This is a genomic window from Paraglaciecola sp. (assembly GCF_039964565.1).
GTDB lineage: Bacteria > Pseudomonadota > Gammaproteobacteria > Enterobacterales > Alteromonadaceae > Paraglaciecola.
Genome location: NZ_JBDVXF010000006.1, coordinates 265727 through 281881, shown reverse-complemented (window position 1 = coordinate 281881; position 16155 = coordinate 265727). Strand labels below are relative to the sequence as shown.

The following is a 16155-nucleotide window of genomic DNA, read 5'->3' as shown; positions in this document are numbered from 1 at the left end:
CTATTCCTCCAACGCCTTAGCTAAGGTGTCACGAACGCCGTTATTTAAAAATTCGACCAAGATATGATTCACTAAAGCCACTAATCCGGTTATTTCAGTTAAATCACGTTGCCACTGCCATTTAGCAGACAAAACATCAACCACTAACGCTTCTAACGATTGAGTACCTTGATTAAATGCCTGCCAACCAGTACGCATTAACTCAAGCCATTTAGGGTTGTCAGATAAGGCGATTGTTTGACCATCACGCATACCACTATATAAATAGATTTGCGCGGCAATAGCATGAGCCATTAAGTTTGGCACTTTATTATAGGTTTCAACGTATTTACATAATTGCGGTAAAATTCTCGTTTCCACTTTTGTCATGCTATTCAACGCGATAGATAAGAGTAAGTGGTGTATATAAGGGTTTTTAAAACGTTTAATCACATCTAAGGCAAACCCCTGCAACTCATCCTTAGGTAAATCTAAAGTTGGGATAATTTCATCGAATATAATATTGTGTATGTAGTTTTCAAAAAGTGCATCATTCATGGCCTCCCCGACAGAATCAATACCGGCCATATAAGCCAAAGGCACTAAAGCAGTATGCGCGCCATTCAGTATCGCTACCTTTCTTTGCTTGTATGGGTAGATATCTTCTACCACACGAATATTCAGACTGGTATTGTCTAAACACAATAGTTGATTTAACGATTCAGGACCTTGGATCACTAGGAAATGAAAGTATTCTGCTGCCACCAAAAAATCATCTGCATAGCCTAGTTTATCTTGCAGTTTTTCTTCTTCTCCATAAGGAAATCCTGGCACAATTCTATCAACTAAGGTCGAACAAAAATGGTTGGCTGAGTGTAACCAGCTTTCAAAATCAGCGCCTAAATCCCATAAGGTAGAATATTGCAAAACAATTTCTTTGAGCTTTTCACCGTTATAGTCAATTAGCTCACAGGGAATTATCATCAAGCCTGACTCAGCCGAACCATTAAAATGCTTAAATCGTTTGAATAACCATTGAGTTAATTTGGCCGGAAAGGCTTTGGCTGGGGCATCAGTTAACTTATCAGAGGAGATAAATTCAATGCCAGCTTCTGTGGTATTAGAAAAGATAATTTTAAGCTCAGGGTTCGTCGCCAAAGCCAAGTATTGCTCAAATGCTTCGTAAATAGGAATTTCTTCATTCACACATTCAATGACTTGAATATCTTCTACCACTTCACCCTGTTCGTTTAAACCTCTGACTAGTGTTGTGTATAAACCGTCTTGGTCATTCAAATTTAGCGAGTCATTATAATTGACAGGTCGAGGGCGAATAATGCTTATACCGGCGTTTAACGGTGTGGTTTTATTTAAATGCTCAATTTGCCAATCAATAAATCCTCTTAAAAAATTTCCTGATCCAAATTGCATGATTTTTGTTGGGTAAGATTTAGTGGATAAAAACTGTCTATTTAACGGCTTCATTCGTGACCTGCTTTTCTATATTTAGATAATATTACGACATGATGCCACCGGTGGCAATATTTATATTGACATATTGCTACCGGTAGCAAAGAATACAACTAAAGTTAATAAAAGGATCGAATTTTATGAACAATTCGTTATTTAATCTGCAAAATAAAACAGCACTAGTGACAGGAGCAAGTAGAGGCCTTGGTCAACAAATCGCTATAGGGCTAGCAAATGCCGGAGTCAATGTCATTTGTAGTAGCAGTCAAACTGGCGGGTGTTCACAAACCTTACAAAAAATAGCTGATTCAAACGGCAAGGGCTTTGAAATGACTGCTGATTTATCCAGCGAAAATTCTGTAAGAAATTTAGCTAAACAAGCCTTAGACAAAGTGGGATGTGTCGATATTTTGGTGAATGTAGGTGGCACTATATTCAGAAGTCCTGCGGTTGATTACCCCTACAATGAGTGGCAACGTGTTATCCAAGTTAATTTGGATGCCAGTTTTATTCTCGCTCAAGCATTAGCCCCCAATATGATAAAAAAAGGCATGGGGAAAATTATTAACATTGCCTCAATGTTGTCGTATACAGGTGGCATCACGGTTCCCGCTTATACTGCAAGTAAACACGCGATATCCGGTTTAACCAAGGCTTTAGCTAACGAATGGGGGCACCTTAATTTGCAAGTGAATGCTATTGCCCCGGGTTATTTTCGCACTGATAACACTCAAGCATTGCAAGACGATCCGGTACGCAATAAAGAAATAGAAAGCCGTATTCCGGCCGGTCGTTGGGGCGAACCAGAAGACATAGTGGGGACAACCATTTTCTTAGCTTCCTCTGCCAGCAATTATGTTAATGGGCACATTCTAGCCGTGGACGGCGGCTGGTTAGCCCGATAAATTTTATTTTGGAGACAAACATGACAGATACTTTATTTGAAAACAGATATGCCATTGGCCCTAACGAAGTCAAAGGTTTTGACACCCAACAAATAAGACAAGCTTTTTTAGCCGATAACTTAATGCAAGAAAACAAGGTTTCTTGGATTTACACACATTACGAACGTTTTATGGTTGGCGGAGCAGTGCCCACCTCCTCCCCCTTAACTTTAGATACATTGGATGCCCTCAAAGCGGACTATTTTTTGTTTGCAAGAGAGCTAGGTATTATCAATGTGGGTGGTGAAGGTGTTGTTGAAGCCGACGGTACGGAATACCCAATGGAATACAAAGACTCTTTGTATTTGGGACGAGGCAATAAGACGGTCGTATTTCGTAGTAAAAACGCCGACTCCCCAGCACGATTTTATTTGAATTCTGCCCCGGCCCATAAAGAGTATCAAAATAAAAAGATCGCTTTACATGAAGCGAATCAGTTAAATCTCGGCAGTTTAGAAACCGCTAATGCCCGAGACATCAACCAAACCATGATCAATACAGTGGTGCAAACCTGTCAATTGCAAATGGGTATCACCTGCCTTAAGCCAGGTAGTGTTTGGAATACTATGCCAGCCCATCAACACGACCGACGCAATGAAGTGTACTTCTATTTTGAAGTACCCGAATCCCAAGCTGTGTGCCATTTTATGGGAGAGCCACAAGAGACTCGGCACATCTGGGTGCAAAACGAACAAGCGGTCATTTCTCCTCCTTGGTCAATACATTCAGGCTCTGGGACACAAAACTATAGCTTCATATGGGGAATGGCTGGAGAAAACCTAGATTACAGTGATATGGATTTCCATGCGCCAGATACATTGAGGTAATCATGCAAAAGATACATCTAGTTATCTTAGTTGGAATAAGCTACCTATTATTTGCATGCACATCCGAGAATAAGAAAGTGCATTTAACCTTAGGTCATATCTTAGATACGCGGCACGTGGTGCATTTAGCCATGGAACATATGGCCGAACGCTTAGATTATTATTCCAATGGCAAAATGGAAATCGTTATCTATCCGGGAGGGCAGCTCGGATCTGAGCGAGAAATGATTGAGCTATTGCAAATAGGTAGCCTATCTATGACTAAAGTATCAGCTAGTCCTTTGGAAGGTTTTGTGCCAGAAATGAAACTTTTCAGTATTCCTTATTTAATGCGCGACCGAGACCATTTTTGGCGGGTATTAAATAGCGACTTAGGCCAGTCATTATTGGATAAAGTCAAAGTGGCGCGATTAAAAGGCATGGGCTATTACGATGCGGGGAGCAGAAGCTTTTACACCAAAGACGGGCCTATCCGTACCCCAGAAGACTTACAAGGTAAAAAAATTCGCGTGCTGAATAGTCCGACTGCAGTGGCAACCGTTAAAGCCTTAGGTGGCGCCGCTACCCCTATCGCTTTTGGCGAGTTATATGCCGCTATTCAACAAGGTGTGGTGGATGGCGCTGAAAATAACCCTCCCAGTTATTATTTGTCTCGCCATTATGAAATTGCGCGTTATTACAGTTTGGATGAGCATACTTTTGTGCCAGATGTAATATTAGCCAGTTTGCCCGTTTGGGAGTCTTTGACCTTGCAACAACAAGAGTGGCTCTCCCGGGCAATGGCCGACTCTATAGAGTTTCAAAAAACGTTATGGCAAAAAGACTCGGACAAAGCCTTAGCCACCGTAAAAGCCGAGGGAGTCGAAGTTATCTACCCAGATAAAGCCGCTTTTCAAGAGAAAGTTAAACCCTTTCATGCCACGTTTGACAATTCACCTATTGGTGAACAAATAAAACTAATTAAACAGATGTAAGGGAATGGGTATGCAAAAATTCATGACATTTATCAACCACGGCTTAGAAAAACTGCTGATGTTAATGATGTTCGCCATAATCACTACCGTGACTTGGCAAGTATTTTCTCGTTTTATTTTACAGTCACCTAGTTCTTTTACCGAAGAGTTAGCCCGTTATCTATTGATTTGGATTGGCATTCTAGGAGCCGCTTACGCTTATCGAACCAAAGCGCATTTAGGCTTAGATATACTGATCCATAAGCTTCAGCCACGTGCTACACGCAAAGTACGAATACTGGTAGAAATATTAGTCATGATTTTCGCTTTAAGTATTTTAATTTATGGTGGCTTAAACTTAGTCATGATTACCCTTGAATTAAAACAAACATCTGCCGCCTTAGGATGGCAAATGGGTTATGTGTATTCAGTTATTCCCATATCTGGCAGCCTCATTTGTCTATTTTCAGTGTCAAATATTTTAAACCTTATCAAAAATGAAGGAGTGGCCTAATGGACTTTACCGCCTTGATCCTACTCGCCGTATTTTTTGCTTTATTGTTCTTAAACGTTCCTATCTCAGTTTGTATTGGTTTAGCCACATTATCAGCATTGTTAGTTCATATTGATTTTACTGCAGCGACTACCACTATTGCACAACAGATTTCTGGGGGAATAGACAGTTTTGCCTTATTGGCAATTCCTTTCTTCATTGTGTCGGGATTAATTATGGGACAAGGGGGAATAGCCAAACGGTTAATCGAATGTGCAATGGCACTCATTGGTTTTTTACCCGGTGGACTGGCGTTAGTGAACGTTATGTCATGTATGTTATTTGGTGCGATATCAGGTTCGGCCGTCGCGGCAACTTCTGCGATAGGTAGCTTTATGGTGCCGGAAATGAAAAAGCATGGTTACGATGAAAGCTTTGCCGCAGCCGTCACTGCAACGGCGGCAACAACGGGCTTACTTATTCCGCCTAGCAACATATTGATCATTTATGCCATTGCCAGTGGAGGGGTGTCCATTGCCGCACTATTTATCGCCGGTTACCTACCGGGGATCTTAGTGGGCATTTTCTTAATGACCGTATGTTCCATCTACGCTATAAAAAATAAATACCCTGTAACCGCTCGTTTACCCTTTAAAATAGTGATTGAGAAAGTCTTTGCCGCCCTACCCAGCCTAATGTTAGTGGTAGTGGTGATAGGTGGCATTATTATGGGTATATTTACTGCAACAGAAGCAGGTGCCGTAGCGGTTATATATGCGTTAATTTTGGCAGTAGGCATTTATAAAGAAATTTCTTATTCTGCTTTGCCACAATTATTTTTAAAAGCCTGTGAAACCACCGCTATAGTCATGTTAATTATAGGTGCGTCTTCAGCTATGTCCTGGCTTTTATCCTATGCACACATACCACAAGCCATAAGTGACTTTTTTCTGGTATTGAGTGATAACCCCATCATTGTTTTGTTGTTAATCAACTTGATTTTAATTTTAGTCGGCGCGTTTATTGACATGACCCCAGCAGTACTCATCTTTACCCCGATATTTTTACCTGTTGCTGAGCAGTTTGGTATGTCACCGGTTCAATTTGGTATTATGTTGGTTCTCAATTTGTGTATAGGTTTAGTTTCTCCACCTGTAGGCAGTGTGTTATTCGTCAGTTGTGCGGTAGCAAAAACCTCAATACATAAAATAATTAAGCCTATGTTGCCGCTTTATATAGTGATGTTTATCGTACTGCTAATGGTGACCTATATTCCAGAAATCAGTGAAACATTGCCTAGATTGTTTGGCTTGATTTAAATTCACAGTGCCTGTTTTGTTGGTTACCAAGGGATATGGCGTGATTAGGTTAAATAAGACAAATAATAATGGAAATTAAAACCAAAAGTACCATAAATGATGTGGCACGAGTTGCCGGTGTATCAAAACGAACCGTTTCTCGGGTTATAAATGGCTCTCCATCAGTTGGCCAAATCACCCGTGAGCGAATAAATAGTGTCATCAAGGAATTAAACTTTAAGCCTGATAAACAAGCCAGAGGTTTAGCTAACAAAAAGTCCTATTTGCTAGGTTTAATTTACGATAATCCAGACGCCTTGTATATCGATCAAGTGCAACGAGGTTGTTTATCAATCTGTACTCAGTTAGGTTACGAACTTGTTGTACACCCTTGCCAATGGCAAAAAGAAGATTTCGTAAACGATTGCCTTAATTTTATTTCCCGTTCCAACGTAGACGGCGTGCTTATTCTACCACCAGTATCTGAGAGCAAAATACTGGCAAGTGCATTGAGAGAGCGTCATTACCCTTATGTTCGTATTGCTTCAGCAGATTTGGATGACCATGCCAATATTGTGATATCTAATGAGCGAGAAGCTATGGAAGATATAGCCGAACACCTAGTATCACTAGGTCACAGTGATATCGCTATGATAAGTGGTCCAAGCCAATTTTGTTCATCAAGAGAGCGTTTGGAAGGGTTTTCCGATTCCTTGAAGAAACGCAACATCACTATTCCAGAAAATCGTATTATTGAAGGTAAAAATAGTTACGAAAGTGGGATGGAAGTGGCAAATAAACTGTTAACAGGGACAACCATTCCCACGGCAATATTTGCTAACAACGATGAAATGGCTGCAGGAGTGATTAGAGTAGCGAGTGATTTAGGTATAAAAATCCCAGAACAATTATCCCTAGCGGGGTTTGACGATAATATTTTTGCCTCACGTATTATTCCGTCTTTAACTACATTGAGACGTCCGGTTGAAGAAATATCAATTGTTGCCACCCGCAAATTAATACAAGCGATCAATCCTCAAAATACACCACTTGAACAAACCACAGTAATTAAGCCCTACTTAATCACCAGAGAGTCTACAGCCTCATGTATTACAAAATCCTAATCTATATATCGACATTGCTAATTTTTACATACAGCGACAGCACATCCGCGACCACTCAACTATTTATGGCTGGTGACTCAACGATGGCAATTAAAGAAACGAAAGATTATCCAGAAACGGGCTGGGGCGTTCCTTTTCAGTCTTTTTTTTCGGAGCAACTCACCGTTATCAACTTAGCTAAAAATGGCCGAAGTACACGCACCTTTATGACAGAAGGACTTTGGCAACAAATCCTAGATAATTTGCAAGTAGGCGATTACGTCATCATACAGTTTGGTCATAATGACGAATCTGCCAAGAAAAAAGAACGCTATACCACCGAACAGGAATACCAAGACAACCTAACAAACATGATCGAACAGGTGCAAGAAAAAGGTGCCAATGCCCTATTGATGTCTCCTATCACTCGCCGATATTTTGATAAATCCTCTGACTTCAAAATATCCCCTACTCACCCTTACAGTCCTTTAGTAAAAAAAGTGGCGGAGAAAACCAAAGTAAGCTTTTTTGACATGGATAAAATAACCAGGGAATACTTTGAGAAAATGGGCGATGAGCAATCTAGTTTGCGATTTATGCATATTAAACCTAACCTGCACCCAAACTACCCCAATGGTATTAAAGACAACACACACTTTAACCAACTAGGAGCAAGAGAAGTCGCCCAACTGGTATTACAGTTGTTAAGAGCCAATAACCACCCTTTAATTCACTATATTAGAAAGCCCGATCCAAAACATCTGACTTACCGCTACTAAGCAGTGGTAAGTCAGTGAAAATATTGGTAGGTGAAAATTAGTCCGATAACGTCATCCATAGGGTTAACTTTTTGTACCTAACACTTGAATTATACCAATCTGAATTTTTGAAAGACGTAAATTAATTGGAACCGCAAAATACTCAGACAGATCCAAATATAGTGACCTTGTCGCCTAGTGCTAGTCAAATCAATCTATGAACAGACGCGGTGCAGAAGTCTCAGATGATTTGACCCACGTTTCGGTAACTCGTCCAATTGCCGAACCGACAAAACTAAGAACCGTACCGTTACCGTAATGAAAACTAAATAACCTGAGCTCGGGTTAAGACGTGCCGCGTCCTATGAAGTCAATCTAATAAAAACAATGGGTTATAATCTTACTATTTATCTAGCCGCCAATTTAATGCATCCAGTGCTGATATTATTGTGTTTATCAAGGCGAGCTTGTGAAGCAATAGCCAGCTATTGAGAGCAAGTTCAACGAAAATAGGCGCAATAATAGCGGTGCTGGACGATATGGCTTCTCCCGAGTTCAGGTTAAATAATATAAGATTCATTACATTAGCAGTGATTACCTCACCCCGTAGTTCCCTGAACGTTTCCAATTAAAACAGACATTGGTGGTTTGACTTGTTTAGGTTATCTAAACAAGTTTTCACGACCTTTCTTGTAAGCGCTCTTATTCAGTTAACATTTCGTGCATGGCCATGCTAGCAAGAATAAATGGCATGCTGCCCTTGGCATCATTTTTCCAAACGGGCTCAGTCATATAATAACGATAACTTCCATCTCGACCAAACCCTAGTCCAGCCACATAACATTGGTTGGTCATACTAATTGTGCCGTCGTCATGAACTAAGATAAATTCATTCAGTAAACCTTTATAGGCACTAACGGCTAATGACTGATATTTTTGGTCTATATATCCATGACCGACCGCTTTCGCATAAAAATAAGTAAACATGGCAGACGAACTTGATTCTCGATAATTACCCACCGCGCCAGGTTTATCCATAATTTGCCACCAAGTATGGGTGTCTTTATCCATTGCTTGTTCTAAGCTCACTGCCACTTCTTTGGCTATTTGTAATAAAGGCGCACGCAATTCAGCTTCAGAATCAGGAATTAGCGCCAATACGTCCACTAAAGACATCACCATCCATCCCATGCCCCTTGCCCAAAATTCTGGCGAAACGCCTGTTTCAGGGTTGGCCCAGTTCTGTTTTTTCTGTTCGTCCCATGCATGATAATAGTAGCCAGTTTCTTTATCTTTCAGATATTTACGGGTTAATACAAATTCATTGACAACTTCTTCAAGGCTATGCCCTTGTTCAAATAGATTGGAATATTCAGCTAAAAATGGCATACCCATATAAACACCATCAAGCCATACTTGACTGGTATATTTTTGTTTATGCCAAAATGCCCCTTCAGATGTTTTAGGTTGGTCTTTTAGTTGGTCTCGCAGAATATCAGCGGCCTTTCTATATTTTTCTTCACCTGTTGCCTTATATAAACTCAACACGGCCACACCCGGTGCCACGGCATCTATATTAAAACTGTTTTTTTGGTAACGCTTGATTGTCCCATCGCTCTCAATAAAAGACCCTGTTACCTTAGGTAGCACCTCTTTATATCTATGCTCCCCCGTCAACTCACCTAATTGATAAAAAGTGTTTGGAAAAATGCCTACAATATCGTATTCAAATTTAGGTACGCGTTTACGATTAACATCCCAGCCATCATGATTGTAGGTCAATCCTTTGCGTGTTAGTTCGCTGTCTGCTAACAATTTGGCCCAAGATAGCGCTTTGTCAGCGGTTAAAGGACCACTTTGGGCTGATGCAGACCTTTGGGTTTTCAAACGAACTCTAGGCTGAATGGTCAGTATTTCGGCTTGCTGTTCTAAATAGTTCACAAAATCTTGTTTAGTGGTAATACCACTTTCTTTATCCCATACCGCAGCAAAATAATAATCTAACCGCATGGCTTGCTTATTTTTGTCTGAAGGATTGCCTTGGGGAGACAGGATCGCTAAGTAATTATTCTCATCTTGGGTGACGTCTTGCAGTAATTCCTTCCTAAAGAAAACAGCCATCCCTAACTGGCCGCCATCTAAAGATTGCTTTCCCCAGCTAGCAATATAACTAAAGGCTTTGCCCGTTATATCCACATCACCTTGAATAAAATCAGTATCGTTATGTTTTACCACACCAACTGCCATCGTTTCTGCTTCAGCGGTCATATCTAATACCAAGTGAGCTAATCGACTGCCTGCTTTCATTGAAACAGTGGCTGTTAGGTCTTGCCGGCCTAGTGGACTTTTCCAGCCTTTGTAATCGATACTAAAAGAAGACTGTTGGGTACCATTTTCTTGAATCGTCGCAGTCCATGTATCGACATCACTAATTAAAGAAACAGTATTCTTATGCCATAAACCAAAACCTCCTGCCCCAAGAGACGATCCCACTTTGAGTAAATCCATACCCCAAGGTTGCATCTCATGATAGGAGGCGTAACCATCCTGACCAACCTTTTGCAAAACAGGTTCTGGTATTAACTTTCCGAAAATATCGAAACCATTTCTACGGTCAAGATAAATACGATACCCCACTTTGTCAGACTCAATACCTGGGCCTTCATAACGGATCCAATTTGAATGATCGGTATATTGTTTTTCTGGTGTTAGAGTATCAACATTGACAAAATCTCCACCTGTGTATCCTTTAAACTGTGTATCAGGGTATTTTTCGTGTACGCCCCACTCTCCACCTTGTTTATGGGATATTTCAGCTTGAGTTCTTTTTTCAAAATTTGGGATTGGTGTTGATTTTACAACTTCAATGTCTAATGTTTCACTGCCCAATAAATCAGTAGTAAATAGAATCCCATCTACTTGACCGTCAAAATCCATATCAACATGTTGCGATGGGAGTAATTTTTGACTATGGCGCACCCCCAAAGATTCAGAGAAGTGGCTATCTAAACCGAGATCATGAAAACTAATATAAAGGGATTCGTCTTTGCGCGTGAAGAGTGATGGATTATGGATCTCTGCCTTAGCAATCACGTTGTTAATCACTGCATTATTAATCTGTTTTGGTTTTCCAATTGACTTGGAGTCATCACCACAGCCCAACAATGTTGCAAGGGAAAAAGCTATCATACTCACAATGCAATTATTTTTTGTTTTTCTACTAAACATCATTTTGCCTCTTCATTCTCTCTGCGGGATGAACCGCTCAATAAACCAATTCAGCTAACTTAAGTTATATGCCTTTTTCACAAGACCATAGGTTAATTGGTAGGCCAAAGTATGGGCTTCAACTAACGTGATTTGATGATTGCTGACTAACTCAGCCAAATAACGGCAATCCACCCTTCGGGCTACATCGTGACGCGCTGGGATAGACAAAAATGCCCGAGTGTCGTCATTAAAACCAACAGTATTATAAAACCCTGCGGTTTCCGTCGTTTGTTGGCGAAAGCGCAACATACCGGCCGGACTATCATGAAACCACCACGCAGGGCCTAATTTAAGACTAGGATAATGCCCAGCCAACGGCGCTAACTCACGGCTATAAGTTGTTTCATCTAAAGTAAACAATATTATCTTTAGGTCTGGATGATTACCGTATTTACTCAATAGTGGTTTTAAGGCATTGACATATTCAGTTTGGCTAGGAATGTCACAACCTTTGTCTCTACCGAAATAATCAAAAATCTGCACATTATGGTTTCTATGAGCACCAGGGTGGATTTGCATTACCAAGCCATCTTCTATACTCATTCCAGCTAATTCAGTTAACATTTGCCCTCTGAACAATTCTTGTTCTTGCTCACTTGATTGACCCGCTAAACACTTATTCAGTAATGCCTGGCATTCGTTTTCAGGCAAATCTGCGGTCAGTGCTGTTGGATGGCCATGGTCAGTAGCCGTTGCCCGACCATTTTGAATAAAATACTGTCTGCGCTTACGAATAGCATTTAAGTAACCTCGCCAATCTTGGGTATTTTCACCGGTAAGGTCGGCGAGCTTCTTCAGGTTATCAACAAAATCTTCTCGACTAGCATCCACCACGTCATCCGGTCGAAACGACGTGATCACTCGTTTTGCCCATTTAGAATCGGCAATAGCTGAATGATGACTAAGCGAATCTAACGCGCCTTCTGTTGTAGCAATTAACTCAATATTAAATTTATCCATTAATGCTAATGGGGTAAATTCAGGCAAAGCAAGTTGGCGGTTTATTTCTCGGTAATACTGCATTGCATTGGCAGAACACAATTTTTCGGTAAATCCAAAGACCTTAGAAAAGGTCTCGTCTAACCAATACCCCGATGGTGTGCCCGCAAATAAAAAATAATGGTCGGCTAATAACTGCCAAATTTTCTCCGGATCCGCCCTCCTATATATACTTAAGTCCCCTTTTTCACCATGTTGTGGTATACCCAAAGTATCTAAATCAATTCCTTGACTGTACAACATACGGAATACGTAATGGTCAGGTCTAATCAACAAATCAGTCGCATTTTTAAAATTTTTGTTTTCATTAAACCAACTAGGGTCCGTATGTCCATGAGGGCTAACAATGGGCAAATTTTTAATTTTTTGGTATAACTCTACGGCTATATTTGATACTTGTTTATCAGCAGAAAAAAGTCGCTGCGGATTGAGGGTCAATTTTTGGATTGAGCTTGTCATTTATAATTCCTACTAGTACTTCAACAGCAACATTTATGTGGCTGTAATTAGAGCGTTTGCTTGGATCTCATTACCATTAATGCTGACCTTACTAGTCGTAAAATTTTCAACGTTACGCACAATAGAAGGCGCACTAGCTTGATTAAAATGGCAATTGATAAGATGAATATCGTTTATTGGTTTACGCGCAAACCCCTGAATATTTAATGGTCTTTTTAATATTTGCTCACAATGAAGGTTTTCTATCACGATATCTCTAACGGTTGGGTCAAAGGAACCAATATCACCTTCTTCATAGTAAAAATTAATGACTATAGCTTCCTTGGCTTTACCGACTTTTATATTGCGATAGCGTAAATGGTCTATAACTCCTCCTCGAATGGAATTAGTCTTAATCCGTATCGCACGTTCTAACTCTGGACTGTCCATCTGACAGTCTTCTACAAATACATTATTCACACCGCCAGATATTTCGCTGCCAATCACCACTCCGCCATGTCCTTCTCGCATTTTGCAGTTAGCAATCACAATATTTTGACAAGGCACGTTAATTCGTCGACCGTCTGCGTTTCTTCCAGATTTAATCGCGATACAGTCATCCCCGGTATCAAAGGTACAATTCTCTATCAACACATGATCACATGATTCAGGATCACAACCATCTGAATTAGGCCCATGACTTAAAAAGTTCACCCCCGTTACTGTCACGTTTTGACATAAAACTGGATTAATCAACCAAAACGGTGAATTTTTGATCGTCACACCTTCTATAAGTATATTTTGGCACTTATAGGGCTGTATAAAAGGGGGGCGTAAAAAAGCGCCTTCTGCATATAAACGTTGCTCGACAGGCACCTCATTCTCCGCATCTCGCATTAATGCCATTCGAGCCGTTTTTTGATCATGCTCCGGAATAATTTGCCAATGCGCTTCTTTATGTGGCCCTTTCCAAGGCCACCAAGTCTGGTTGTCTGCGCAACCATCTAACACACCGCCTCCTGTAATGGCGATATTGGTTTGTTCGTAAGCATAGATAAGAGGAGAATACCCCATATGTTCTAGCCCTTCCCAACGAGTAAAAACGGCTGGCAAATAACGTTGAGGGTCTGGAATAAATTTAACTATCGCGCCTTTTTCTATATGTAAATTGATATTGGATAACAAATGTATAGGACCAGTGAAGTAGGTACCTGGTGGCACAATCACTCTCCCACCTCCAGCGTTAGCGCATGTTTCAATCGCTTGCTTAAAGGCTAAGGTACAATCCGTTATTTGATGGCCTTTTATATAATCAGACACTATAAAATCTTGTTGCAGAAACCTTGGCTTGGTAATTTCCGAACGAATTTGTTTCGCTTTGTCCCAATCATTAGCAGTATCAATTACGTTTTGATTATTTTGTTGATTATGTGACGAGCAACTAGGAAAAGCCCCTACAACAGCTGTCGCCAGGGCCCCTTTTATAAAATTTCGTCTGTAAGAAATCATGATATACCATGTAGTTTGACCACCTCAAATGAGGTGGTCGTTAATTGAAAAATTTATAGAACACACCTAATAGACATGTCATAAATATTCACCATGTTATGTAAATAACACTCAACTTTTCTTGGTGTTCCAAGATTATTATTAGTAGTAAAGTACTAACTTTTGTGACCGGCTTTGACATTATTTGCAAACAACTGCCACCGGTGGCAACGAAGTTAGCATTGTTAAATTTAACTTGTCAACCATAAATCAAAATAATTATTAAGATGTAACCGAAATGGAGTGTAAATGTTAATTAGGATTTCAGATTGACGTAATATGGTATCTTGTGAACGTAGCTACAAAAAAGGAGTAGCGTTTATGAACATTCTTATATCCTAAATACCACAAAGCAAAATAACTAATTGAATTATATTTAATTCAATTAGTTAAGAATATTTATTGCTACAAACGTGTAGTTTATATACGGAATGATCTTTGCTAAAACGAACGATAGGTAATAGGTTTCTTTCCACCAAACTGATCACGAATTATTGTTTGAACTTTATCAAAATATCATTGCCAAGCATTACGAGCAGGCGTTACGTAAACACCGGTGCTACCGGTAGTAGAAGCCGATTCAACTTATACTCGTACTCCCACTGGTTTATCGGTTCCTAGTGCCACTAATACTAGAGGTGTAATTTGTGAAAATGAAGCGTTTGGCGCTTGTTAGTAAGTAAACAGTGGTGGCGAATATCAAACAGGAAGTTCCTCTGACGGTAACGTCAGTCAAAACAATAAAGGCCATAATCGTGTTAATTTCTCGTTTTCACACAACATCAATGAGCACTTTACCGCGGTTTTAAAGATCATCAAGAGACGCAAACTTAGCGCGTGACTATAACACCAATGGTATTGAGGTAATGCTTGTTATTCCCCCCTCATACAAAGTATTAACGATACAATTACTATTGAAATTTAGGTAGGTTAAATAGCAAGAAGGGCCAGTAGATAAAATCTACTAACCCTTTTAAATTACGCATGGTTAATTCATTCAGGCGTTTCTATAGAATGATGATAATCTATCAAAGTTCAGTGGATTATTGACCAAACTCGATTAGATAGTATTAATTCAGTTAATTGCGATTAAAGACAGCTATTTATTGCTTATTCCCTTGCCCATTGCCGCCCAATAAATCCCTCCGTACAAGTGTTCAAGAAATAGAGGATTTTGATAATGTGCTTCTAGATGCCCTAAACCTGTATAAAATGCCCGACCTCCGTCAAAATCATGATACCAAGCGATAGGGTGAAAACTTCCCATTCCGTCATAATTTCCCTGGTTAGTTTTAGTCTTAGGGTTGTAGGTAGATTCATCAACTGACAACAAATAATTTAAATTGTCTACATGGGCGTCGCTAAAGTGATACCACTCATCAGTCCATAGAAATTCATCAGGCATGCGCGAAAGACCAGGGAAATTGCGACTTTCAACCTTCAACTTAGCGGTTTGGATTTTAGGGTGAGTAATAAAATTTCGACCAACTAGCTTTTGATACCAAGGCCATTGGTATTCGGTATCTGCCGCACTATGGATACCAACAAAACCTTTACCGGATTGAATAAAGTTTTCTAACGCGGTTTGTTGTTCATTATCTAATATATCGCCAGTAGTGGATAAGAAGATGACAACATCAAATTTTTGCAGCTGTTTTTTGTTTATTTTATTAGTGTTGCCTTGCCAATCTAAATCAAAATGGTGAGCACTTGCCATTTTGCGTATTGATGTAACACCTGCATTGATAGACTCATGATGCCAGCCGCTCGTTTTGGTAATGAGTAAGGCATTGAATTGTTTACTTTGCGCAGCCGAAGATAAACTTGTCATCAAAACTAAAACAAACGCGATAAAGGGTAATGTGTATTTTTTCATACTGCTCTCTATTTAGTGAAGTAATTAACGAGTAAAAAAGTGGCAAAGGTTCCTTAAAATCAATTGCTGTTTATACCTACTCTACAGTGGTGTGTAAATTATGTTTTCTATTAACCTCTAGTTATAAAGATGCTAATGAAAAACGCTGTTAAAAAGCCAAGTGTACTTAGTCAACGGACCTCAGTTCCAGCCATATCAA

12 protein-coding genes are annotated in these 16155 nt (G+C 39.9%); 7 read left to right on the top strand and 5 right to left on the bottom strand.

The genetic code is table 11. From position 1 onward, the window contains the following. Entirely contained in the window at nucleotides 1-1464 is a 1464-nt protein-coding gene (locus ABJK37_RS04085) for a tagaturonate reductase (protein ID WP_348350397.1), read from the bottom strand. A gap of 125 nt (nucleotides 1465-1589) precedes the next feature. Here ABJK37_RS04085 and ABJK37_RS04080 point away from each other — a divergent pair, with 125 nt between their 5' ends. The 7 genes from ABJK37_RS04080 (at nucleotide 1590) to ABJK37_RS04050 (ending at nucleotide 7846) form a co-directional block, all read left to right on the top strand. Continuing rightward, entirely contained in the window at nucleotides 1590-2354 is a 765-nt protein-coding gene (locus tag ABJK37_RS04080; RefSeq protein WP_348350395.1) for an SDR family oxidoreductase, read from the top strand. 20 nt (nucleotides 2355-2374) lie between these two features. Next, nucleotides 2375-3220 carry a 5-dehydro-4-deoxy-D-glucuronate isomerase gene (gene kduI, locus ABJK37_RS04075; protein ID WP_348350393.1) on the top strand — a complete coding sequence of 282 codons (846 nt, stop codon included), beginning with the start codon at nucleotides 2375-2377 and terminating at the stop codon, nucleotides 3218-3220. 2 nt (nucleotides 3221-3222) lie between these two features. After that, nucleotides 3223-4194, top strand: coding sequence for a TRAP transporter substrate-binding protein (locus tag ABJK37_RS04070; protein WP_348350391.1), 972 nt, complete (start codon nucleotides 3223-3225; stop codon nucleotides 4192-4194). 10 nt (nucleotides 4195-4204) lie between these two features. Further along, nucleotides 4205-4687, top strand: a complete 483-nt coding sequence (locus ABJK37_RS04065) for a TRAP transporter small permease (RefSeq protein WP_348350389.1) — start codon at nucleotides 4205-4207, stop codon at nucleotides 4685-4687. After that, nucleotides 4687-5985: a TRAP transporter large permease gene (locus tag ABJK37_RS04060; protein WP_348350387.1), complete on the top strand. Its 1299-nt coding sequence runs from the start codon at nucleotides 4687-4689 to the stop codon at nucleotides 5983-5985. Before ABJK37_RS04065 ends, ABJK37_RS04060 begins: the two co-directional genes overlap by 1 nt. Before the next feature lie 68 nt (nucleotides 5986-6053). Beyond that, entirely contained in the window at nucleotides 6054-7088 is a 1035-nt protein-coding gene (locus ABJK37_RS04055) for a LacI family DNA-binding transcriptional regulator (RefSeq protein WP_348350385.1), read from the top strand. Next, nucleotides 7070-7846, top strand: a complete 777-nt coding sequence (locus ABJK37_RS04050) for a rhamnogalacturonan acetylesterase (protein ID WP_348350383.1) — start codon at nucleotides 7070-7072, stop codon at nucleotides 7844-7846. Before ABJK37_RS04055 ends, ABJK37_RS04050 begins: the two co-directional genes overlap by 19 nt. A 681-nt stretch (nucleotides 7847-8527) precedes the next feature. Here the strand turns inward: ABJK37_RS04050 and ABJK37_RS04045 are convergent. From ABJK37_RS04045 to ABJK37_RS04030, 4 genes are all read right to left on the bottom strand, one after another. Continuing rightward, a complete protein-coding gene (locus ABJK37_RS04045; RefSeq protein ID WP_348350380.1) occupies nucleotides 8528-11056 on the bottom strand; it encodes a DUF4861 family protein in 2529 nt (842 codons plus the stop codon). A 51-nt stretch (nucleotides 11057-11107) separates the two neighbouring features. Next, entirely contained in the window at nucleotides 11108-12553 is a 1446-nt protein-coding gene (gene uxaC, locus ABJK37_RS04040) for a glucuronate isomerase (RefSeq protein ID WP_348350378.1), read from the bottom strand. Between the two features lie 33 nt (nucleotides 12554-12586). Beyond that, nucleotides 12587-14041, bottom strand: coding sequence for a glycosyl hydrolase family 28 protein (locus tag ABJK37_RS04035; protein WP_348350376.1), 1455 nt, complete (start codon nucleotides 14039-14041; stop codon nucleotides 12587-12589). A 1138-nt stretch (nucleotides 14042-15179) separates the two neighbouring features. Further along, the gene (locus tag ABJK37_RS04030) at nucleotides 15180-15956 is read right to left on the bottom strand and encodes a ThuA domain-containing protein (protein ID WP_348350374.1); all 777 of its coding nucleotides are present in this window, start codon (nucleotides 15954-15956) and stop codon (nucleotides 15180-15182) included. Between the last annotated feature and the right edge of the window lie 199 nt (nucleotides 15957-16155).